The following is a 21,696-nucleotide window of genomic DNA, read 5'->3' as shown; positions in this document are numbered from 1 at the left end:
GGCCGCCGGCGCCGCCGGCCGGCGCGCCGGCCGCGGCCGCCGCATCGTCGTCGGGCTTGTAGCGCAGCGCGGCGTTGCCCACGCGCAGCACGTCGTCGCGGTGGCTGACTTCGATTTCGGCGTTGGCGGTCATGCCCGGCAGCAGCACGCCGTCGGCGTTGTCGACCGACACCACCACCGGATAGGTGATGACGTTGCTGGTGTTGGTCGCCGACAGCCGCACCTGCTGCACGGCGCCGCGGAACTTGCGCTCGGGGAAGGAATCGACGGTGAAGTTGACCGCCTGGCCGGGCTTGACCTGGCCGATGTCGGCCTCGTCGATCGCCAGCACGATCTCCATCTTCGACAGGTCTTCGGCGATCTGGAACAGCACCGGCGCCTGCAGGCTCGCGGCCACGGTCTGGCCGGGCTCGATGCTGCGGGTCAGCACCACGCCGTCGACTGGCGCGCGGATCACCGTGCGCTGCAGGTTCAGGCGCGAAGTCTGGGTCGAAGCGATCTGCTGCTCGATCTGCGCCTTGGCGCCGTTGAGCTGGGCGCGGGCCTGGTCGAGCGCGGCGCGGGCGAGGTCGACGTCGCTGCGCGCGATCAACTGGTCTTTCGACAGCGAGGCCTTGCGCTGGTAGTCGAGCTCGGCGTTGCGCAGGGTCGCCTGGGCGGTGGCCAGCGAGGCGCGGGCGTTGGCGACCTGGGCGTTGCCCTGGTTGATCTGCGCCTCATAGGTGCTCGGGTCGATCCGCGCGATCACCTGGCCCTTGGTCACGCGGTCGTTGTAGTCGGCCAGCACCTCGATCATCTGCCCGGAAATCTGGCTGCCCACGTCGACGGTGGAAATCGCCGACAGCGCGCCGGTGGCCGAGATGGTCACGCGGATGTCGCCGCGCTCGATCTTGGCGGTGCGGTAGGCGCTGGCGGCCTGCTCGGCGTTGCGCTGGCTGTAGAAGTGCCAGCCGATCCCGGCCAGGGCCAGCACCGCCACGGCGATGGCCGCGCGCTTGGGCCACGGGGACTTGCGCGGGCGCAGGGAGGACGCGGGACGGGGCGAGGACGAAGGGGCTGCGCTCATGAGTTCGGGACGGTGGGCTCTGCAGGTGCCAACGCGCGTGGCTGAATGGGGTTGACACGTATTGCGTCGAAATTTTCAACGCCGGTTGCCGATGTCGAGTTTGACCGCGTGCGCGAAGCGGCGGCAAGGCGGCATCGGTTGATGGATGCGGCGATGAGGCGAACCGTCGCGGAGCCGGGGCGGGCGCCCCTGAGGAAGGCCACTCTTGTGGGAGGGACTTCAGTCCCGACGCTCTTGTGCCGGGTCGCCGCGACCTGAGCGCAAAGCATCGGGACTGAAGTCCCTCCCACAAAAGCCGGCTGCGCCCACCAACGATGCGGCGGTCTGGGCTATCTGGCGAACCCTCGCGCGGTCGGAATGAGGGTCGCCAAGCGCTTGTGGGAGGGCTCTCTTGTGGGAGGGACTTCAGTCCCGACGCTCTTGTGCCGGGTCGCCGCGATCTGAACGCAAAGCATCGGGACTGAAGTCCCTCCCACCAAGGCCGGCTGCGCCTACCAACGCCGCGGCGATCTGGGTTCACTGCTCCCGGCCGCAGGCCGAGGCGTCAAGCCTCCGGCACCCGCGGCACCGGCGCGGCCGGCGGCGCCGGCGGTTGCGGCAGGCCGGGCTTGAACCGGATCACCGCGGTGGTGCCCTGCCCCGGCGCGCTGGTCAGGGTCACCGGCCAGCCGAAGCGCTCGCCGAGCCGGCGCACGATCGACAAGCCCATGCCCTTGCCGTCGCCGGCGGAGAAATCGGCGCGGTAGAACGGGGTGAAGGCCTTGGTCAGGGTCTCCACCGACATGCCGATGCCGGTGTCGCGGATCTCGATGCTGTCGCGGCCCAGGCGCACGTCGATGCGGCCGCTGTCGGTGAAGCGCACCGCGTTGCTGAGCAGGTTGGCCACCATCACCCCCAGCGCGTGCGGCGGCGCGGTCAGGCGCGGGCCGCCTTCGTCGTACAGATGCAGCTCCACCGGCTTGCCGTTGAGCAGCGGCAGGATGCGCTCCATCTCGTTGTCGACGATGTCGCGCACCGCGAATTCTTCCGATTGCGGCTCCACGTCGGATTCGCGCGCCAGGATCAGGAAGGCGTCGATCACCGCCTCCATGTCGCGGCCGGCGCGCTGCACCCGCAGCAGCGAGCGCTGCGCGCGCACCGGCGTGTCGGGATCGGCCAGCATCAGGTCGGTGGCCACGCGGATCACCGTCAGCGGCGTGCGCAGCTCGTGGCTGGCGTCGCGGGTGAAGTCGCGCTCGCGCTGGACGAAATCGCTGACGCGTTCGGCCAGGCCGCTGAGCGCGCTCGACAGCCGGCGCACCTCGCTGCCGGGGTCGTAGGGAAACTTGATCGGCTCGATCAGGCTGGTGTCGGGATCGCGCGGATCCCATTGCGAGACCACGTTGGCCAGCCAGCTCACCGGCGAGACCAGGCGCTTGGAGGTGCGATAGGTATGCCAGGAAATCAGGTAGGTGGTCAGCAGCGAGAACAGCAGCGAGAACAGGCCGGTGTAGAGGATCGCCTCGTCGATCAGCGAGGTCGAATACACCAGGTAGAAGCTGCCGGCCTCGCGCCGGTCCACCAGCACCACCCGGCCGCCGCCGGGCAGGTTGTGCAGGCCCGAATCGACCCCGCGCATCTGCGCCGGCAGCACCGAGTCGCTGGCGCCGGTGGGGACGAAATGGCCGCGCGTGGTCGAGGTGCGCGGCAACGGATAGGCCGGGTCGCGCTTGCGCCCTTCCCAGTAGTCGTCGGCCTCGCGCTGCATGCGCTGCTCGAGCACGACATGGCGCACCGCCAGCCCCGCCAGGAGGATGCCCAGCGTGATCGCTATGCTGCCGATCAAGGCCTGCAGGATGAAGGCAAGCTTGATCTTGCGCGGTAGCCCTTGCGGCATGGCGGTGGCGGGGGACCGGTCCAATCAGTCCGGCGGCTGCGAAATGTCCGCCACCCGGTAGCCGGCGCTTTGCACGGTGTGCAGCAGTTGCTTGTCGAAGGGCTTGTCGATGGTCTTGCGCAGGTTGTACAGATGGCTGCGCAAGGTGTCCGAATCGGGCAGGCCGTTGCCCCAGATTTCGCGCTCGATCTCCTGCCGGCTGACCACGCGCGGCGATTCGCGCATCAGGATGGTCAGCAGGCGCAGGCCGATCGGCGAGAGCTGCAGTTCGCTGCCGCCGCGGGTGACCCGCAGGCTGGCCGGGTCGAGCACCAGGTCGGCGACCTTGAGCACCTCGCCGCCGACCTGGCGGCGCTCGCGCCGGATCAGGGCGCGCAGGCGCGCTTCCAGTTCCTGGATCGCGAACGGCTTGGTCAGGTAATCGTCGGCGCCGGCGCTCAGGCCGGTGAGCTTCTCGTCGAGGGTGTCGCGCGCGGTCAGCATCAGCACCGGCGTCGATTTGCGCGCTTCTTCGCGCAACTTCTTGCAAACCTCGATGCCGTCCATGCGCGGCAGCATCAAATCCAGCACGACCACGTCGTAGCTGTTCTCCGTCGCCAACCGGTATCCGTCCAGACCATCGGCGGCGTAGTCGACCTCGAAGCCTCGGCTTTCCAGGTACTCGCCCACCATCTCGGAGATATTGCGGTTGTCTTCGACGATGAGGACCAGGCCCCCGTCTCTCGTACCCTGCATGCAGCCTCTCCACTGTCCTTCAGTTTTGTGAAGAGTGCCCTCCACAAGGTGGACGGTTCGTGAAGGCGATACTGTAAGGCCATCACAAACCGCTCCCGTGGCCCTTGCATGCTCGCCGACCGCCTCTACCCGATCCTGCTTTTGCTCGGCTCCAACATCTTCATGACCTTCGCCTGGTACGGGCACCTGAAGTACAAGTCGGCGCCGCTGACGGTGGCCATCGCGGTCAGCTGGGGCATCGCCCTGTTCGAGTACTGCCTGCAGGTGCCGGCCAACCGCATGGGCAGCGCGGTCTATTCGGCGCCGCAGCTCAAGGGCATGCAGGAGGTCATCACCCTGCTGGTGTTCGCCTGCTTCTCGATCTGGTACCTGGGCCAGCCGCTGAAGTGGAATCATTGGGCCGGGTTCGGGCTGATCGTGGTGGCGGCGTGGCTGATCTTCCTGGATTGAACCGGCCCGGGCCGAGGCCGCCGCGCTTGCGGGCCGGCTGCAGCGCGCGGGCATGAACGGCGACGCGCCCGCGACGCGGGTACCGCTGAGCCTGCGCGCCGTGCTCGCGCAATTCCTCGACCACGGCCGGCTGGTGTCGGCCGCGGCCTTCGGCCTGGACCCGGAGTGGAACCTGGACACCGCCCTCGCCCACGGCTGGCAAGCGTCCAGCCTGGAGCCGGGGGCGAGCGCGCAACTCGAAGGCGACGTCCTGCTGCGCCACCGCGGCGGCTGGCGGCCGCTGACGCTCAAGCCGTTCTACCTGCGCGGGCGATACCTCGGCGCGAGCTTCGCCTGCGGGCGCGGCCTGCCGCTGGCGCAGGCGCTGCCGTGGCTGGCCGCGCGCCGGCCGGCGGCGAGGACCGAGTGGTTCCACTTCGTCGGCGCCGACCAGGGCGCGGTGCTGATCGACGGGCGCGTCGGCCTGCACTTCAGCCGTCGCGGCCGGCGCTTTTTCCTCAACGGGTTCGATGCCAGCGTCCCCGCGCCGGCCGACGATCCGGACCTGCCCGGCGGCTGGGACAACGCGAAGTGGCTGCGCGGCCTGATGGCGCCCTGCGACAGCCTCGCCCAGTGGCGCGCGCTGGCTGCGCAAGACGCCCATCCGCGCGCCGCGGCGCAGGCGATCGGCGAGATCGCGCCGTATCTGCCCGGGCGCTGAGCGGGCCGGCCCGGCGAACGCGGCGGCGGCATCCGCCGCCCGCTCACGGGGCGCAGGTCGACACCACCTCGACCTCGCGCTCCCAGGCCTGGCCGCGCAGGTCCAGGCGAAGCCGGCCTTTCCAGACGGTGCGGGTCGACTCCTCGTCCTGGCGCGCCCGAACGGCCTCGGCCGGCGGTACCAGGCGCCAACCGTCCGCGCGTTCGGCGTACAGGCGCGGCGCCTGCAACTGCAGGCGGGCGAAGACCCGCTCGGCCGGCGCCGACCACCGCATCGCCGCGCCGCGCCGCTCGCGCAGGGTCTGGCTTTCGATATCGCCGGCAGCGCCCTCGCGGCGCAGCGCCAAGGAGCGGCCTGCGACGGACAGGTACAGCGCCGGCCAGGCGGACGGATCGGCGGCCGCGTCCTCGCGCGCCAGCCAGACCGTCGCCACCCGCCGGCCGGAGCCGACCGTGCCAGTGCCATCGACCCAGACATCGACCAGCGGGCACGTCTTGCTGTCTTTCGCCTCCTCCAGCCACGGCGAGGTGCGCAGCGGCAAGTCGGGCGCGCCCGGCGCGGCCGCGCGCGCGGCGGCGCAGGCGAGGCTCAAAACGGCGAACGCCAGGGATTTCATGGCCAGCATCCTTGCATCGGATACGCGGCGCGGCGGCCGCGCGCGGACTGGGAGAGGGCGCGCTCGGCGACGGGCGCGGGTCAGAACCTGATCTTGCCGGTCAGGATGTCCTTGAACATCACCCAATCGCCGGCGAACGAGTACAGCGGATGCTTGAACGTCGCCGGCCGGTTCTTCTCGAAGAAGAAATGCCCGACCCAGGCGAAGCCGTAGCCGCACACCAGCGCGGCCAACAGCAGCCACGGCCGGCCCTGCGCGATCGCCAGCGCCAGCAGCGCCAGCACCCCGCAACTGCCGACGAAATGCAGCCGGCGGCTGGTGCGGTTGCTGTGCTCGCTGAGGTAGAACGGGTAGAACTCGCGGAAATTCCGGAAGCGCTGGCTCATCTGCGTCTCCTCGCGCCGGCGGCGCGCCTGTTCGGTCTGGCTATCGGCTCACCATAGCGCGGGCGGCCGCGGCGGAGTGTCGTCGATGCGACATTCGGCGCCGCTCAGCCGCCGCCGGGTGCGGCGGGCGCCACCGGCAAGGTCAGCGCCTGGACTTGTTCCGGCGTCAGCGAGTCCGGTCCCAGGCCGGTAGCCAGGATGTCCTTGTTCAACTCGTACAAGGCCTGCACCGGCGTCCCGGTCAGGCAGCGGATGCGATTGCCGTCGACCTGGAAATCCTTGGCCGGATACGCGCCGGGCTGCGGCGGCAGCCATTCGGTATAGGACGCCTCGCCGGCGAACACCCCCGGCCTCGCCTGGGCCCGGTCCTTGCGGCGACGCGCTTCCATCTCCAACACCGGCGCACATCCGGCCCAGCCGCCGCCGCGGGCGGCGAACACTGGGTAATGAGCGACTTCGCGCAAGTTCGCGCCGTCGCGCCGCAGGAACAGCAGCGCATGCGGGAACCCGAGCTGATGCGGCTCGCCGAGGTGTTGGTAGAACTCGAATTCGACTTCCGGGCCGTCGCCGCGGCCGTGCAACCGCTGCAGCACGCGATAGCGCGCCCGATACCCGCCGCCGAGCGAATCGGGCTTGTCGATGCTGTCCAACGCCAGGCGCTCGCCGACCACCACCACCAGGTCGGCATCGGGATCGACCGGCCGCGCCACCGGCGCTTGCGCGACGGCCGGCTCCGGCGTCCTGGCGGCGTCGCGCTGGCAGGCGGCCGTCGCCGCGATCGTCAGCAACAGCGCCGCACCGGCGCGATAGACCTGCGGGGACATGACCGACTCCGGATCCTTGGACGCCGCATCCTCGCCCGGGCGGGATAGCGGCGCAAGCGAACCGCACACGCAACGAGCGCCGATACCGCGTCGACTGGCGCTGGCGCATCGCCTTCTCGAACATCAGCAGCGCGGCCACCACGGCAACCCGGCCACCGCGCCTTTCGATCGGCAACCGGCCACATCGCGGGCGATCGGCGCTTCGTTGTGATTCGCCCGCTGTGCGCATCGCGCCGCGCCAGGCCGGCTACGGCACGTCCGCGCCGGGCTTCGGAGCATGGCGGCGCGGCAACTTCGGCGCGCGCGGCAGCAGATTCAACGCGCGGGCGTCCGCGGCTCGTCCGCGAACCAGCCGTCGTCTTTGAGCACGCCGCGTTTCTTGACTTCGAACAAGGCCTGCGCTGACGCTCCGCGCAGGCAGTAGGCGCGCCGCCCCTCGACCCGGAAGTCCGAACGTCGAAACTGCTTTCGCGAAAACACCGGGGTCCAAGACGCGTCCAGCGGGATATAGGCGTCGTCGCCGAAGCTCATCGGCCGCGCCGGGGCGATACCGCGCCGCTCCTTGCGTTCCCAAGCGGACAACGGACCGCAGCCGGCCCATTCGCCCGCGGCGGTGCGGAACACCGGGTAGAACTGGTACTTCACCTGCACGTAGCGCTCGCCGTTGCGCGCCAGGAACAACAACGAGTGCGGGAAGAACGAGAAACCCGGCTCGGCGTAGTGATCGTAGGCCTCGAACTCGATCCGCTCGCCGTCGTAGCGGCCGTGCAGCACCTGCAGCACCCGGAAGCGGGCCTTGAATGCGCCATCCATGAGCAAAACGTTCGGCGGCAGCTGCGGTTTGAACTCGGCTACCGACTCCTTTTCGCCGACGAACACCAGCAGATCGTCCGGATCGCGCGGCGGCGCCGGATCGGCCTGCGCCTGCGCGCAGGCCAAGGCCAACACTCCCGCGGCGATCCATCCCTTCACCCCTTCCATAGCGCCTCCTGCCTGCCTGTCGCGATGCTGCCTGCGCACAGTTGGCGGTTCAAGCCGTGCGCGGCGCGAACATGATCACCGCCATGCCGGCCAGGCACAGCGTCGCGCCGAGCAGATCCCAGCGGCCGGGCTTGATCTGGTCGACCCACCACAGCCAGAAGATCGCGACGGTGACGTAGACGCCGCCGTAGGCCGCGTAAACCCGGCCCGAGGCGGTGGGATGCAGGGTCAGCAGCCAGGCGAACGACGCGAGGCTGGCGGCGGCCGGCAGCAGCAGCCAGGCGCTGCCGCCCTTGCGCAGCCACAGGTACGGCAAGTAGCAGCCGACGATTTCGGCGACGGCGGTGAGCAGGAACAGCAGCAGGGTCTTGAGCATGCGGGGTCTCGTCGAGGCCGGCTTGCGCGGCGACCGGAAAGGAAAGCATCGGGCCTGAAGGCCCTCCCACAAGAATCGGCTACAAGAATCGGCCACAAGGATCAGCCGCGGCGCGCGGTGGTGGGAGGGCCTTCAGGCCCGATGCGCGTCGTCCGGATCGCCGGGCCGCCGGGGCGGCCGGGCGCTCACTCGCCGCGCTCGGCCCGCTTGGCCTTTTCCCAATAGCCGTCCTGCGCTTCCAGCGACAGCTCCGGCAGCGCCATGCCGTCCTGCGCGGCCTGCAATTCCATCGCGCGGAAGCGGCGCTCGAACTTGAGGTTGGCGCGGCGCAGCGCGGCGCCGACGTCGACCTTGGCGTGGCGAGCGAGGTTCGCGCAGACGAACAGCACGTCGCCGATTTCCTCCTCCAGCCGGTCGCGCGCGGCCGCGTCGTCGGGCGCGGCGGCGACCGCGTCGAACTCGACCCGCACTTCCTCGATCTCCTCGTGCAGCTTGGCGATCACCGGCGTCGGCGCCGGCCAGTCGAAGCCGACCGAGGCGGCGCGCTTTTGCAGCTTCACCGCGCGCTGCCATTCCGGCAGGCCGCGGGCGATGCCGGCCAGCGCCGAGGTGTCGGCTTCGCCGGCGGCCTGGCGCTCGCGGCGCTTTTGTTCTTCCCACGCCACCGTCTGCGCGTCGGCGTCCTCGACGCTGGCCTCGCCGAACACGTGCGGATGCCGGCGCACCATCTTGTCGCTGATCGCGGCGACGACATCGTCGAAGGCGAAGGCGTCTTGTTCCTGCGCCATGCGCGCATGGAACACCACTTGCAGCAGCAGGTCGCCGAGTTCGTCCTTGAGCGCGTCCAGGTCGCCGCGGTCGACCGCGTCGGCGACTTCGTAGGCTTCCTCGATGGTGTACGGGACGATGCTGGCGAAGGTCTGCTCGATGTCCCACGGGCAGCCGCGCTCGCGGTCGCGCAGGCGCGCCATGATTTCCAGCAGGCCGGCGATGCCCGGCGGCAGGTTCAACACCTCAGCCATCTTGCCAGGCCCTCCACGGCAGCGACGGGTCGCCCAGGGCGATGAAGTCGCCGTTGAGCAGGCCGTCGCGCTGGTTGTAACGGAACGGGCGTCCGCGCGGGTCGAGCACCGCGCCGCCGGCCGCTTCGAGCACGCATTGGCCGGCGGCGGTGTCCCACTCGCTGGTCGGGCCGAAGCGCGGATACAGGTCCAGCGAGCCTTCGGCGATGCGGCAGAATTTCAGCGACGAGCCCAGGCTGACCATGGCGATGCCGCCGGCGGCTTCGCGCTGCGCGCGGGCGAGGAACTCGTCGCTGCGCTGGCTGTGGTGCGAGCGGCTCGCGGCCACCCGCAGCGGCTGCGCCGGCGGCACCTGCGCCTGCACGCGGCGCTCGGCGTCGCCGTCGCGGCGATAGGCGTGGCCGCCGCGCGCGCCGTGCCACAGCGCGCCGCCGACCGGCGCCAGGACCACGCCGAACACCGGCTCGCCGCGTTCGATCAGGGCCAGGTTGACCGAGAACTCGCCGTTGCGCTTGACGAACTCGCGGGTGCCGTCGAGCGGATCGACCAGCCACAGCCGGTCCCAGCCGCGGCGCTGGGCGACGTCGACTTCGTGCGCGGATTCTTCCGACAGCACCGGGATGTCCGGCGTCAGCCGCGCCAGCCCGTCGACGATGACGTGATGCGCGGCCATGTCGGCGGCGGTGAGCGGCGAGGCGTCGGCCTTGCGCTCGACTTCGAACTCGCCGTCGTAGATCTCCAGGATCGCCGCGGCGGCGGCGCGGGCGATGGCGATGGCGCCTTCGACCAGGACGCTGTCGGCGACGAAGGCGGGGCTTGCGGCTGCGCTCATGGGGCTATCTCCGAACCGCCGGTGGGATCGGCGGGTTCCGCCGGCGGCGGCGCCGGCTCGCCGTGGCGCAGCCATTCGCGCGCGATGAACAGCGCGGCGATGGTGCGGCCTTCGGAAAAATCCTCGCGCAGGATCAGCTCGTGCAGGCGGTCGAGCTTCCACGGCACCACTTCGAGCTCTTCCGGCTCGTCGCCGGGCAGGCGCTCGGGATACAGGTCGCGCGCCAGCACCAGGTAGGCCTGGTGGATCATGTACGTGGGCGCCAGGCTCAGCGAGCGCAGCACGGTCAGCGAACGCGCGCCGTAGCCGGCCTCTTCCTTGAGCTCGCGGTCGGCGGCCTCGACCGCGCTTTCGCCGGCGTCGATCCGGCCCTTGACCAGGCCGAGCTCGTAGCGGTGCACGCCGGCGGCGTACTCGCGCACCAGCAGCACGGTGTCCTCGTCGAGCATCGGCACCACGATCACCGCGCCGGGACCCGCCGCGCGCGGGCGGCCGAGCAGGCGCTCGTAGCGGCGGCGCTCGCCGTTGGAGAACTCCAGGTCGAGCGATTCCATCCGGTAACCGGCGGCGTCGTGCTCGACGACGTTGTGGACGATCGGCAGCCGCCGGCTCACGGCGCGGCCCCGGACCCGAGCGGCGCGCGCGAAGGCGCCATGAACGGCATGGGCGGAAGGCGGAAAGGCACGATAATAGGGGGATGCGAGAGATCACTCACGACCCCCTGATGCTAGCAGAGCCCGGCAACGCTGCGGCGCACGCCTGGCGCGAACGCGACTTGAACGTGCTGTGGCACCCGTGCACCCAGATGCGCGAGCACCCGCACACCCTGCCCTTGCTGCCCATCGCCAGCGGCCGCGGCCCCTGGCTGATCGGCCACGACGGCCGGCGCTGGCTGGACGCGATTTCCAGTTGGTGGACCAACCTGTTCGGCCACGCCGAGCCGCGCATCGCCGCGGCCATCGCCGAGCAGGCGCGGACCCTGGAGCACGTGATCCTGGCCGGCGTGTCGCACCCGCCGGCGGTGGAGCTGGCCGAGCGCCTGCTCGCGATCGCCCCGCGCCAGGCCGGACGCGCGCCGCTGGCCAAGGTGTTCTACGCCGACAACGGCTCGGCCGGGGTCGAGGTGGCGCTGAAGATGGCCTTCCACTGGTTCCGCAACCGCGGCGTCGAAGGCCGGACCAAGTTCGTCGCCCTGGAGAACGGCTACCACGGCGAAACCCTCGGCGCGCTGGCCGTGGGCGACGTTCCGCTGTACCGGCGCGTGTACGCGCCGCTGCTGATCGAATCGCTGTTCGCGCCCTCGCCCGACGCCTACGCCTGCGAACCCGGGCAGAGCCCGGCCGAGCGCGCGCGCCAGGCCGCGCAGGCCTTGCGCGAACTGCTCGAACGCCATGCCGGACAGGTCTGCGCGATGATCCTGGAGCCGCGCGTGCAGTGCGCCGGCGGCATGCGCATGCACGATCCCGACTACCTGCGGCTGGCGCGCGAGATCTGCGACGAGCACGGCGTGTTCCTGATCGCCGACGAGATCGCGGTCGGCTTCGGCCGCACCGGCACCATGTTCGCCAGCGAGCAGGCCGCGGTCATGCCCGACCTGCTGTGCCTGTCCAAGGGCCTGACCGGCGGCGCGCTGCCGCTGGCGGCGGTGCTGGCGACGCAGTCGATCTACGACGGCTTCCTCGACGACTCGCGCGAACGCGCCTTCCTGCATTCGCACAGCTACACCGGCAACCCGCTGGCGTGCGCGGCGGCGCTGGCGAGCCTGTCGATCTTCGAACAGGACGATGTGATCCGGCGCAACCGCGCCACCGGCGCGCGCATGGCCGAGCTGGCCGCGCCGCTGGGCGAGCACGCGCATGTCGCCGACGTTCGCCAGGCCGGGATGATCCTCGCGTTCGAGCTGACCCGCGGCGGCGACAAGCGCACGCCGTTCGACCCGGCCGCGCGCATCGGCCTGCGCGCCTACCGCGCGGCCTTGCAGCGCGGCGTGCTGCTGCGCCCGCTCGGCGATATCTTGTACTGGATGCCGCCGTACTGCATCGACGAAGAAGCCCTGCAACTGCTCGCGCGGACCACGCGCGACGCCATCGACAGCGCGATCGCGGAGGCCGACGCATGAGACTCACCCGCGTGCATGTGGAGAGCGGCGATCTCGCCCCGGGCCGCGAGGTGGTCTTGCCCGAAGGCCCGGCCACGCATCTGGCGCGGGTGCTGCGCCACGAGGTCGGCGACGCCTGCGTGTTGTTCAACGGCGACGGGCGCGACTACCACGGCGTCGTCAGCGTCATCGGCAAGCGCGAAGTGCGCGTGGCGATCCAGTCGGCGCAGGAGGTCGCGCGCGAATCGCCGCTGCGGCTCGTGCTGCTGCAGGGCGTGGCGCGCGGCGAGAAGATGGACCTGATCCTGCAGAAGGCGACCGAACTCGGCGCGAGCGCGTTCCACCCGCTGTGGTCGCAGCGCAGCGAGGTCAAGCTCGACGCGGCGCGCGCCGACAAGCGCCTGGCGCACTGGCGCAGCGTGGTCGCCTCGGCCTGCGAACAAAGCGGGCGCGCATCGGTGCCGCAGGTGGCCGCGCCGCTGGCGCTGGCCGCCGCGCTGGCGGCGCTGCCCGCGGGCGGGCTGCGGCTGATCCTGGATCCGGACGGCGAGCTGGGTTTCGCGACCCTGCAGGTGGACGCAGCCGCGCCGGTGTTGCTGGCGATCGGCCCGGAAGGCGGCTGGTCGCCGCTGGACCGCGAACAACTGCGCGCGGCCGGATTCCAGGGATTGCGGCTGGGGCCGCGCATCCTGCGCACCGAGACCGCGGGGCTGGCGGCGATCGCGGCCTTGCAGGCGCGGTTCGGCGATTTGGGCTGAGGCGGCCTCGGCGGCCGGACCCGGCGGTGGCATGGACAGCCGCATGGACCGGATCGCGTGCCGTCGCCTTATCGCCGTTTGCGACCGCGTTCGCCAGATCGCGCGCGCGAACCTGAGCGCAGCCGTGGCGCGGTCTTGAAGCCTGCGGCGCTGCTCGTCCCCCGTCGCGACCCGCCGGCCGGCGACCTCACCCCGCCGGCCAGGCGATGCGCACTTCGGTCGAGCGTCCCGGCACCGTCAGCAGCGACACCTGCGCGCGCAGGCCGCGCAAACGTTCGACCGCGTTCGGCAGGCCGAGGCCGCGCCCGCTCGCGCCGCCGGCCTGCGGCGCGGTGGTGACGCCGGGTTCGAACACCTTGATGATCGCCTCGCGCTCGCTCAACTGCCCCGCCTGCAGCGGAGTGAAGCCGCCGCCGCGGACCAGCGCCGCGCGCACCCGCACCACATTGATCCCGCGGCCGTCGTCGCGCGCGCAGAACAGCCAGCCTTCGCGCTCGCCGTAGCTCAGGCTCAGGCGCACCGCGCCGACCGGATCCTTGCCGACCCGGCGCCGCATCGGCATCGGCTCGATCCCGTGCAGCACCGCGTTGGCGACCAGCTCCATGCCGATCTCGCGCAACATCGCCGCCTGCGCGGGCGGCAACCGCGCGAACGGCTCCAGCAAGGCCTCCACCCGCACCGCCTTGCCCTGATCGCCGGCGAGCCGGCGCGCGAGCCCGGCCCAGTCGACGAACGCGGCCTTGTCGGCCGGCAGCGCCTCCGGGCCGTCGCCGGACAACGCCAGCAGCGGCGCCCAGGCCAGCGGGTCCGAATCCTCGCCCGGCGCCGACGCCGCGCGCGGCGCGGAGGCTTCGATTCCGGCGTCGCGGTTGGGCTTCAGCACCAAGGCCTCGACGGCGGCGGCGGGGGTTGCGGCGGCGATCGTCGCTGCGGGCGGGGACGAGTGCGGCGGCGAGGGCGGCGGCGCGGCGACGGGTTGCGGCCGTGCGGCGAGCGAGGTCGACGACACCGGCGCCGACGGCGGCGAGATTCGCGGCGTCGCCGAGAACGAGGGCTCCGTCGCCACCTGCCGCGCGGGCGACGGCGAAACCGATATCGGCGCGGGGGTGTCGATCCGGCGCTGCGCGACCATTGTCGGCGTCGATGTCGATGTCGATGTCGATGTTGGTGTTGGTGTTGGTGTCGGCTTCGGTGCCGATGCCATCATCGATGTCGATGCCGATGTCGGTGCCGTCGTCGGCATCGACGACGCCGTCTGCGCCGACGCGTTCGGCGAGACGAAAGCGGCAGTCGCCGTCGGGACCACGTGCGCCGCCGCGTCCGCGGACGCAACCGCTGCGGCAGGATTCGGCGAGGTTCGGATCGGCGCGCCTGCCAAAACCGCATCCGCCGCCAACGACGCCGCGGCCGACGCCACGGCTTCGCCGCTGTCCGGGAAATTCGCTGCGGGCCGGACCGACGCGGCGGCCCTGACCGCAGCCGCCGTCGCAACGACCGGCCCCGCTTCCGCGCTTGCCGCAACCGCGCCGATCTGCGGCGAAGCGGTCTGCGCCCGCGCCGCGGGCGCCAGCGCATCGCGTTGGCCGGATCGCTGCAAGCGCGCGACCAAGGCCTGCGCATCGTCGCGCCGCGGCGGCTCGGCATTCGCCGCGTCCGCCGCCCTGCCCGGCGCAGCCGCGATCGCCTCGCCGCGGCCGCTGTCCGAGGTGCGCGCCGCGCCGACGCGCGCATCCAGGCCGAGCACGAACTCGCGCACGGTCGCGATGCGTTCGGCCAGCACGTCCAGTTGCGTCGCCAGCCGCGCGCCCTCGTCGGCGCGCGCCGCCGGCCCGGCGTCGAGCAGTTCCAGTTCGAAGTGGTGCGCCGGGGTTTCCAGCAGTTCCAGTTCGATCGCCGCCGCCTCGCGCTTGATCGTGCGCGCTTCCTCCAACAGGCTGCGCAAGGACGCTTCGCGCTCGGCTGCCGCGGACGCGCCGCGCAGCCGCCCCAGCCGCACCCGCGCGCGCTCCAGCGCGGCCTCGGCGTGGCCCAGGCAGCTGCGCAGTTGCAGGCCGTCGCGGCCGCAGGCGCGCAGCAGGCCGTCGAGCTGGGCGCGCAGGCGCAGGCGCGCGCCGGCCAGCTCGCGCGCCGCCTGCAGGCGTTCGCCGATGTCGCCGACGAGGACCAGCAGATAGACCACGCGCTCGCCATGGCGCACCGGTTCGAACCGGAAGCCCAGCTGCAGTTGCCGCGACGGCGGCCCGGGCAGCACGACTTCGGCCAGCGGGTTGCGCGTGGCCGGGCGCGCGCCGGCGCGCGCGGCGAAGCACTCGCGCAGATGCGCGCGCAAGGCCTCGACCGTGTCCGCGCCGAGCATCGGCCGCAACGCCTCGACCAGGTCCATGCCGGGCCAGAGCTTGCGCTGCAGCACGCCGAACAACGACGGCGACACCGGCTCGCGGATGACGAAGTCGGCGTCGATCAGGCAGATGCCCTCGGGCAGCGCGCGCAAGGCGTCTTCGCAGCGTTCGCGCCAATGCGTCTGCTCGAGTTCTTCCTCGCCCAGCCGGCGCAGGCGCAACCACAGCGCGAGGCAGGCGCCGGCCGCCAGCGCCAGGCCGAGCGCCGCCGCGAGCAGCAGGCTGTAACGCAAGGACGCGACGCGCAGCGCGGAGGCCAGGACATCGGCCGAACGCGCGGCCGCCGCCGCGGCGGCCAGGGCGAGGCCGAGCGCCGCTGCCGCGGACGCGGTCAGCAGCGGGCGCAGACGCGCGTGCGTCTGGTTTGGGTGTTCCGACATGGCGATCTCCGGCTGCGTCCCCGCCGCGCCGCAGCGCCGCGGGGACGAATCGCGAAGGCCGGCTCCGGCCGCATGGAACGATCCGCGCGGCGGCGCCTATCAGGGGGAGCGTCGCCGACGGCGCGCGGCCGGAGCCGCCTTCGCGAACTGGCGCGGCTTATTCCAGCCGCTCGATATCCACCACCAACGAAGCGCTGTAGGTCTTCCAGCTGACCATGATCACGTAGGGCCGCTTGCGCGAGCCGGCGCCGCCGATCGCGCCGGCCGCGGTGCGCGGCACCGAGATCTCCATCTCCCCGCCGAAGTGCTTGCGCGCGTTGCCGGCCAGGGTGTTGGCCAGTTCGCCCACGGTGTCGCGCAGGTTGGCGTCGGACTGGTCGCTTTCGTTGAGCGCGAGCAGCAGGTGGCGGATCATCGCGCGCGGCGCCGACACGGTGATGGTGCCGCGGAACTGGCCGCTGACCGCGATCTGGCCGCTGTAGTCGAACACCGGCGCGGTGCCGCCGTTGTCGTCGAGGAACGCGCCGCGCACGTTCGCCGGCTCGTGGGTGAGCTGGTCGAAGTAGTTGGTGACCGCGTCGATGAAGACCTTGATTTCGGTTTCGTTGAGGTCGCTCATGTCGGCAGCATCTCCAGCAGGGCCTCGACCAGTTGGTCGTCGGTGAACGGTTTGTAGAGGAACCCGCGCGCGCCCTTCTTGAGCGCGGTGATCGCGGTGGATTTGTCGCTCAGCGCCGAGACCACCAGGATGTTGACCTTGTCGTCGATGGCGGCGATCTGTTCGGTGCATTCGACCCCGCCCAGCTCGGGCATGGTCAGGTCCATGGTCACCACGTCCGGGCGATGGCGCACGAACAGGTTCAGCGCTTCGGCGCCGTTGCGGGCCTGGCCGACGATCTCCAGGCCGGGCAGCCGGGTGTCGCCCGCCAGCCGCGCGATGCGTTGGCGGATCACGTTGGAGTCGTCCACGATCAGCAGTTTCATCGGGCCTCCGGGCTCAGAACGTCAGTTGGAAATCGCCGCCTTCGGCCGCCGCCGCGGCCGGCTTGGCCTCGGCCACCGGCAGGCGGATGCGGAACTCGGTATAGGCGCCGACCTTGGTCGACATCGAAATGGTTCCGGCCATGGCCCGCACCTGCTTCATGACCAGGTCCATGCCGACGCCGTGGCCGGCGTCGCGGTCGCCGCTGTCGGCGGCGGTGGACACGCCGGGCTCGAAGATCTTCATCATCGCGTCGCGGTCGCTGAGCGCCTGCAGTTGCTCGGGCGTGTAGCGCCCGGAGCCGGCCAGCGCCGCGCGCACCCGCGCCACGTCGATGCCGCGGCCGTCGTCGCGCACGCTCAGCTCGATCTGGCGGCTGCCGGCGTCGGCGCTGCGGAACACGATCGACCCGGCCGCGGGCTTGTCCAGCGCGGCGCGCTCCTGCACCGGCTCGATCCCGTGCGCGACCGCGTTGCGCAGCAACTGCAGGCCGATCGCGCGCAACGCGGCGAGGGTGTCGGCCGGCACCCGCTCCAGGCCGTCGAGCTGCATCTGCACTTGCACCTGCTTGCCCTGTTCGCGGGCGATGCGCTCGGCCAGGCCGCTCCAGCCTTCGACCAGCCGCTGCGCCGGCGTCGCCACCGCCGGCGCGCGCGCGTCGTTGCCGCCGGAGATGCGGTCGAGGAACTCGCGGATCGTCGTCGCGCACTCGAACATGTCGTCCAGATGCACGGTCATCTTGACCATGTCGCCGCCCTCGACCTCGCCGCGGTCGCGCAGGCCGATCAGGTCGACCTCGAAGTTGTGCGCCAGCGCTTCCAGCATTTCCAGGTTCAGCGCCGCCGCCTCGCTCTTGAGCGAGTGCACGTCGCGGAAGATCGCGTTGACCAGTTCGACATAGTCGGTGCCGCCGCGGCGGCCGGCGGCCTGGCGCAGGTCGTCGTTGATGCGCTCCAGCACCACGCCGATGCGGTGCAGGAAGAAGCGCACTTCGCTGGAGTCGCGGCTCAGCACGCGCAGCAGGCTTTCCATTTCCTCGCGGGTGCGGGTCTTGGCGGCGGCGATTTCCTGGGTCAGGCGCACCCGCTCGGTCGCGTCGGACACGGTCACCAGCAAGTGCACGGTGTCGTCGCCTTCCTGCACGCGGTTGAACTGGAAGTTGAGGTAGCGCGGCTGGGCCTGGCCGCGGCCGTCGCTGCCGCCGGCCACCGGCACTTCCGACAGCGGGTTGAGGCTGGCGACCAGGTTTTCCTTGACCCGCTTGCCGAACAGCAGGCCGAGGTAGTCGCGGGTGGCTTCCAGGGTCTGCGCGCTCACCATCGGCCGCATCAGCTCGATCAGGTTCATGCCGGGCTCGACCCGGCGCTGCATGATCTGCGGCAGCGACTGCGACATCCGGTCGCCGATGACGAAGTCGCCGGTCACCAGGAACAGGCCTTCCTTCACCGTCGCCAGGATGTCCAAGGTCTGCTTGTTGGACCGGGCCACCGCGCGGTCGCCGGCGCGCAGGCGGCGCAGGGCGACGAACACGGTGAACAGGAAGTTCAGCAGCAGCGCGAGCGCGCCGCCGTACTGGACCTGTTCCAGCGTGCGGGTGTTTTCCTCGGTGCGGCGCTGCACCGCGTCGATTTCCTCGCCGAACAGCTTGAGCATGGGCTCCAGCGCGTTCAAACCGTGGCCGACCGCTTCGGTGACCATCGGCGCGGGCGGTTCCGGCGCATCCAGCACGCGCTGGATGCGCTCCTGCCACGGCCGCCACAGCTTGTCGACCTGCTCGTTCGCGGCGGCGAACTCCGGGGTGTACCAGGTCTTGTCCAGCGCTTGCCGGCCGGGCTCCTCCGGCAGGCGGCCGCCGTCGCGGAACACCGCGATGGTGTGGCTCACCCGCTCGGAGCGTTCGCGCAGCATCTGCACCGACTGCGGCGACGGCGCCTTGCCGTCCTTCTGGTCGCGCTCCATGGTCATCAGCGCGCGCAGCACCAGCTGGGTCGAGGTTCGCTCGGTACCGGCAAGGTCGCGCATGATCACGCGCTGGGCGATTTCCGTGTTCAAGCGGACGCTGACCACGGTGGTGACCACGGCGATCAGCAGCGAGATCGCCACCGCCACCATGATCGCCGAGTAGCGGCTCCAGAAACTCCTGCTTTCCGTTTGCATGTCATTCCCCAAATGAACATGACCGGCCCGGCCCGGGCCGTGGATGCGCGACCCGCGTCGCGCCGATCAGAAGTAGATTTGCGCCCGCAACTGTGCGATCTCCGGATCCAGCTCCACCCCGCGCCGCGACGCATCGGCCCACACGTAGTTGAACTGCAGCTTGAAGTGCTGGCCGATGTACCAGTTGGCGCCGAAGGTCCAGTCGCTCTGGCGGCCGCCGATCGCGCTGCCCGGGTCGTTGAGATCGATGTGCGAGTAGCGCGCGGCCAGTTCCACCGCGCCCCAGTCGCGGCTGGGCTTGAGGTTGCCGAAGGCGGCGCTCTTGTAGCTGCGCTTCTCGCCGGTCAGCACCCACGACGCGGCGAGGTAGTAACCGTCGGCGCTGTAGTCCGGCGCGCCGTAGCGGTCGACGCCGATGCGCAGGTATTCGCTCTGCACCAGCAGCGGGCCGCGCTGCCAGATCGCTTCCAGGCCGTAGCGCGAAATGCCTTCGACCCGGTTCAGCGCGCCGCTGTCGACCAGCCGCCGCGCGGTCAGGAACGCCTCCGGCCGCACCTGCACGCGCAGGGTGTCGTCTTCGCGCTTCTCGTTCGACGCCGACAGCCCCAGGTGCAGCACCTGGGTGTCGTCCTTGATCGGGTTGAACACCGCGCGGCCGCCCAGGGTGCGGCCCTGGTTGTCGCCGAGCAGGTCGCCGCCGGCCTGGACGGCGAGGTTGAAGTACCAGTTCGGCACCTTCTCGTAGGTCCAGTCCACGCCGAGGCGGCGGCCGGCGTAGAACGCGGTCACCGGCATCGCGCGCTCCATGAAGGTGGTGGCGGCGGTGCCGACCGCGCTTTCCTCGTAGCCCACCGGGGTCTTGAACTGGCCGATGCGCAGGTCGCCGCCGGCGCCGGAGATGCGCACGAAGTTGTCGAGCCAGACTTCGTTGCGGAAGTCGTAGCCCAGGGCCAGCTCGAACATGCCCGGCTTGCGCACATAGGCGCTGAGTTCCTGCCGGCGCCAGGCGTCGTCGTCGACGAAGGACGCCTCGTCGAAGCGGGCGTAGTCGTAACTCCAGTTGCCGCGCAGCCCGGCCTCGATGCCCGACTCGCCGACGACCTTGACCGGCCAGTCGCCCAACAGGCTGTAGCCGCCGTCCGCGGCCCATGCCGGCGAGAGCGCCAGCAACGACAACGCACCCAGACACACTCGTTCAAATCGCAGTCGCTCGAATCGCATGCAGCCCCCTAGGCCGTAACTGGACATCGATGCCGGCGGGCTGGAACGATCGCGGCGGGCGCCGCGTCGGCCTGGCCGACGCGGCGCCTTTCGCACGGTGCGGCCGGCGCTTGCGACAGGCGCGAATGCGCGCCGGCGCCGTGCCGCTCCCCCTCCCCTTGCCCCCTGTTTTCGCGGTGCGCAACGTGCTGTACGTCGCATCGCGAAACATTGCTTGTGGCGTCCTCGATAGCGAGGCGAAATCGGCTTGTCCAGCCGGAAAAAAAGCCGGTGCGCCGCAGATGCACACGGCTGATGCGATTTGCGCGCAGGCGCTGAACCGATGCGGTGCCATCGGCATGTCGGCGCATTCCGATCGCCCTCGCGGCGCGCTCGCGCCGTTCGACGCGCGATCGCGGCGGCCGCAATCGGCGGCGCATCAATGCGCTGCCGCATTGAGTCCGGTCGCCGACGGGATTCGCGGGCACATGAGTCCGGCGCGGGGCCCGGCGGATGCGGCACGCATAGCGCGGCAAGCGGGCACGCCGAAGCGGCCCAGACTTGTTCGAACGAAAAAAGTTGCGGCGCTGTGGTTACGGCGCCAACTAAAACGCGATGCGCATCACATGCCGTTCATTTTGCGCGCGGAAGGACGCGCCCGATTTGCGCTCGAGAGGCACGCAAAATCCGTGGATGCGCACGGCGGCCCGACAGCTGGCGGCCCGACAGGCGACGGCCGCGCCCGTCTAGATCTTGAAGTAGATCCTGCGCGCGTCCAGCGCGCGCACCACCAGCCACCACAGCGCGACGAAGGCCAGCGCGAACGCCAGCGACGGCAGGTAGGGGCCGAAGCGCGGCGTCATCCAGTCGGCGAAACCGTGGCGGTAGATCGGCTCCAGCCAGCCCAGGCCCATCAGCAGGTACAGCAGCAGGGCCGAACCGGCGTAGGCGGCGATGGCGTTGACGCCGAAGGCGCGGCCCAGCGGCGGCCAGCCCTTGCGGTCGATCAGTACGTGGCACAGCGCCAAAATCCAGCACGACCAGCCGCCGGCCCACAGCACGTAGGCCGGGGTCCACAGGTTCTTGTTGATCGGCTGCGCCAGGTCGAGCGCGGCGCCGGCCAGCAGGCCGGCCGCGCCCGCGAGCAGCAACGCGCGCACCTGGCCGCGGCGCAGCCAGTCGCCGGCGCGCAGGCCGAGCAGCGTGGTCGCCAGCGCGCCGAGCGTGGACACCAGGCCCTCGGGATCGTGGCCGCGGCCGCTGGCCGGGTCGATCTGGTAGACGTGCGCGCCGAAGATCGAAAAATCGATGCGGCTGGCGATATTGACGAACGGTTGATAGCTGCCGCCGATGGCGAGCAGGACGAAGTAGCCGGCCAACAACGCGCCCCACAGCGCCCATTGCGCGCGCGCCGACAGGTACAAGGCGATGGCCGCGGCCGCGGCGAAGCACAGGCCGATGCGTTGCAGCACGCCGGGCAGGCGCAGGCAGTCGCGATCGGTCACCCACATCGCGATCAGGTGCAGCGCCAGGCCCAGGCCGAGGATGCGCAGCGCGCGCCACAGCGCCGGGCGCAGCAGCGCCGGCGCGGGCGTGCCCGCGTCCAGGCGCGGCAGCATCGCCAGCGCGATCGATGCGCCGACGATGAACAGGAACATCGGGAAGACCAGGTCGGTCGGGGTGAAGCCGTGCCACTGCGAATGCAGCAGCGGCGCGTAGACGTGGCTCCAGTCGCCGGGGTCGTTGACCAGCAGCATCGCCGCGACGGTCAGCCCGCGCAGCGCGTCGACCGAGGCGTAGCGCCTGGGCGCGGGCCGGCGCGCGGCCGCGTCCGGTTGCGGCGCCGGCGCGTGCGGTG

23 protein-coding genes are annotated in these 21,696 nt (G+C 71.2%); 4 read left to right on the top strand and 19 right to left on the bottom strand.

Features of this window, described 5'->3' with window-relative positions:
- The 5 genes from A7A76_RS22325 to A7A76_RS22315 all read right to left on the bottom strand — a co-directional run.
- A partial coding sequence (locus A7A76_RS22325; RefSeq protein WP_206413374.1) for an efflux RND transporter periplasmic adaptor subunit occupies positions 1-1,066 on the bottom strand: 1,066 nt, incomplete at its 3' end.
- Entirely contained in the window at positions 1,063-1,356 is a 294-nt protein-coding gene (locus A7A76_RS27030) for a DUF6053 domain-containing protein (RefSeq protein WP_428995218.1), read from the bottom strand. The genes A7A76_RS27030 and A7A76_RS22325, both read right to left, overlap by 4 nt.
- 39 nt (positions 1,357-1,395) lie before the next feature.
- On the bottom strand, positions 1,396-1,542 hold the full coding sequence (locus tag A7A76_RS27025; protein WP_428995219.1) for a DUF6053 domain-containing protein: 147 nt from the start codon (positions 1,540-1,542) through the stop codon (positions 1,396-1,398).
- Positions 1,543-1,610: 68 nt separating this feature from the next.
- Positions 1,611-2,942 carry a sensor histidine kinase gene (locus A7A76_RS22320; RefSeq protein WP_206413373.1) on the bottom strand — a complete coding sequence of 444 codons (1,332 nt, stop codon included), beginning with the start codon at positions 2,940-2,942 and terminating at the stop codon, positions 1,611-1,613.
- A gap of 24 nt (positions 2,943-2,966) precedes the next feature.
- Positions 2,967-3,677 carry a response regulator transcription factor gene (locus tag A7A76_RS22315; protein ID WP_057948657.1) on the bottom strand — a complete coding sequence of 237 codons (711 nt, stop codon included), beginning with the start codon at positions 3,675-3,677 and terminating at the stop codon, positions 2,967-2,969.
- A gap of 108 nt (positions 3,678-3,785) precedes the next feature.
- Between A7A76_RS22315 and A7A76_RS22310 the strand changes: the two genes are divergently transcribed.
- Both A7A76_RS22310 and A7A76_RS22305 read left to right on the top strand, forming a co-directional pair.
- Complete coding sequence (locus A7A76_RS22310; protein ID WP_074862967.1) at positions 3,786-4,127, top strand: DMT family protein; 342 nt, start codon at positions 3,786-3,788, stop codon at positions 4,125-4,127.
- Positions 4,128-4,179: 52 nt separating this feature from the next.
- Positions 4,180-4,827 carry a hypothetical protein gene (locus A7A76_RS22305; protein WP_206413372.1) on the top strand — a complete coding sequence of 216 codons (648 nt, stop codon included), beginning with the start codon at positions 4,180-4,182 and terminating at the stop codon, positions 4,825-4,827.
- Between the two features lie 43 nt (positions 4,828-4,870).
- Here the strand turns inward: A7A76_RS22305 and A7A76_RS22300 are convergent, their stop codons facing one another.
- The 8 genes from A7A76_RS22300 to nudE all read right to left on the bottom strand — a co-directional run bounded on the left by A7A76_RS22300 (position 4,871) and on the right by nudE (position 10,478).
- Positions 4,871-5,443, bottom strand: a complete 573-nt coding sequence (locus A7A76_RS22300; RefSeq protein WP_206413371.1) for a hypothetical protein — start codon at positions 5,441-5,443, stop codon at positions 4,871-4,873.
- An 80-nt stretch (positions 5,444-5,523) separates the two neighbouring features.
- Positions 5,524-5,829: a DUF962 domain-containing protein gene (locus A7A76_RS22295; RefSeq protein WP_206413370.1), complete on the bottom strand. Its 306-nt coding sequence runs from the start codon at positions 5,827-5,829 to the stop codon at positions 5,524-5,526.
- A gap of 104 nt (positions 5,830-5,933) precedes the next feature.
- A complete protein-coding gene (locus A7A76_RS22290) occupies positions 5,934-6,653 on the bottom strand; it encodes a hypothetical protein (protein ID WP_206413369.1) in 720 nt (239 codons plus the stop codon).
- Between the two features lie 315 nt (positions 6,654-6,968).
- Positions 6,969-7,673 (bottom strand): hypothetical protein, encoded by a 705-nt coding sequence (locus A7A76_RS22285; protein WP_206413368.1) that lies wholly within the window; start codon positions 7,671-7,673, stop codon positions 6,969-6,971.
- 10 nt (positions 7,674-7,683) lie between these two features.
- Positions 7,684-8,010: a YnfA family protein gene (locus A7A76_RS22280; RefSeq protein ID WP_206413367.1), complete on the bottom strand. Its 327-nt coding sequence runs from the start codon at positions 8,008-8,010 to the stop codon at positions 7,684-7,686.
- A gap of 185 nt (positions 8,011-8,195) precedes the next feature.
- Complete coding sequence (gene mazG / locus A7A76_RS22275) at positions 8,196-9,032, bottom strand: nucleoside triphosphate pyrophosphohydrolase (protein WP_206413366.1); 837 nt, start codon at positions 9,030-9,032, stop codon at positions 8,196-8,198.
- A complete protein-coding gene (gene cysQ / locus A7A76_RS22270; protein WP_206413365.1) occupies positions 9,025-9,864 on the bottom strand; it encodes a 3'(2'),5'-bisphosphate nucleotidase CysQ in 840 nt (279 codons plus the stop codon). Before cysQ ends, mazG begins: the two co-directional genes overlap by 8 nt.
- Positions 9,861-10,478, bottom strand: coding sequence for an ADP compounds hydrolase NudE (gene nudE / locus A7A76_RS22265; protein WP_343225389.1), 618 nt, complete (start codon positions 10,476-10,478; stop codon positions 9,861-9,863). Before nudE ends, cysQ begins: the two co-directional genes overlap by 4 nt.
- 110 nt (positions 10,479-10,588) lie before the next feature.
- Between nudE and bioA the strand changes: the two genes are divergently transcribed.
- Both bioA and A7A76_RS22255 read left to right on the top strand, forming a co-directional pair.
- Positions 10,589-11,983 carry an adenosylmethionine--8-amino-7-oxononanoate transaminase gene (gene bioA / locus A7A76_RS22260; protein ID WP_241201126.1) on the top strand — a complete coding sequence of 465 codons (1,395 nt, stop codon included), beginning with the start codon at positions 10,589-10,591 and terminating at the stop codon, positions 11,981-11,983.
- Positions 11,980-12,720, top strand: coding sequence for a 16S rRNA (uracil(1498)-N(3))-methyltransferase (locus A7A76_RS22255; protein WP_206413363.1), 741 nt, complete (start codon positions 11,980-11,982; stop codon positions 12,718-12,720). Before bioA ends, A7A76_RS22255 begins: the two co-directional genes overlap by 4 nt.
- 187 nt (positions 12,721-12,907) lie before the next feature.
- Here the strand turns inward: A7A76_RS22255 and A7A76_RS22250 are convergent, their stop codons facing one another.
- The 6 genes from A7A76_RS22250 to A7A76_RS22225 all read right to left on the bottom strand — a co-directional run bounded on the left by A7A76_RS22250 (position 12,908) and on the right by A7A76_RS22225 (position 21,595).
- Positions 12,908-15,499 (bottom strand): ATP-binding protein, encoded by a 2,592-nt coding sequence (locus A7A76_RS22250; RefSeq protein ID WP_206413362.1) that lies wholly within the window; start codon positions 15,497-15,499, stop codon positions 12,908-12,910.
- Positions 15,500-15,656: 157 nt separating this feature from the next.
- Complete coding sequence (locus A7A76_RS22245) at positions 15,657-16,118, bottom strand: chemotaxis protein CheX (RefSeq protein ID WP_206413361.1); 462 nt, start codon at positions 16,116-16,118, stop codon at positions 15,657-15,659.
- Entirely contained in the window at positions 16,115-16,483 is a 369-nt protein-coding gene (locus A7A76_RS22240) for a response regulator (RefSeq protein WP_074862941.1), read from the bottom strand. Before A7A76_RS22240 ends, A7A76_RS22245 begins: the two co-directional genes overlap by 4 nt.
- Positions 16,484-16,496: 13 nt before the next feature.
- On the bottom strand, positions 16,497-18,638 hold the full coding sequence (locus A7A76_RS22235) for an ATP-binding protein (protein ID WP_206413360.1): 2,142 nt from the start codon (positions 18,636-18,638) through the stop codon (positions 16,497-16,499).
- 66 nt (positions 18,639-18,704) lie between these two features.
- Positions 18,705-19,814, bottom strand: a complete 1,110-nt coding sequence (locus A7A76_RS22230; protein WP_206413359.1) for an OprO/OprP family phosphate-selective porin — start codon at positions 19,812-19,814, stop codon at positions 18,705-18,707.
- A 770-nt stretch (positions 19,815-20,584) separates the two neighbouring features.
- Complete coding sequence (locus A7A76_RS22225) at positions 20,585-21,595, bottom strand: acyltransferase family protein (RefSeq protein WP_206413375.1); 1,011 nt, start codon at positions 21,593-21,595, stop codon at positions 20,585-20,587.
- Positions 21,596-21,696 lie beyond the last annotated feature (101 nt).

Source organism: Lysobacter enzymogenes, from assembly GCF_017168095.1.
Classification (GTDB): domain Bacteria; phylum Pseudomonadota; class Gammaproteobacteria; order Xanthomonadales; family Xanthomonadaceae; genus Lysobacter; species Lysobacter enzymogenes_D.
Note: the sequence above shows the minus strand (reverse complement) of the source record. Positions and strands in the feature narration are given on the sequence as shown.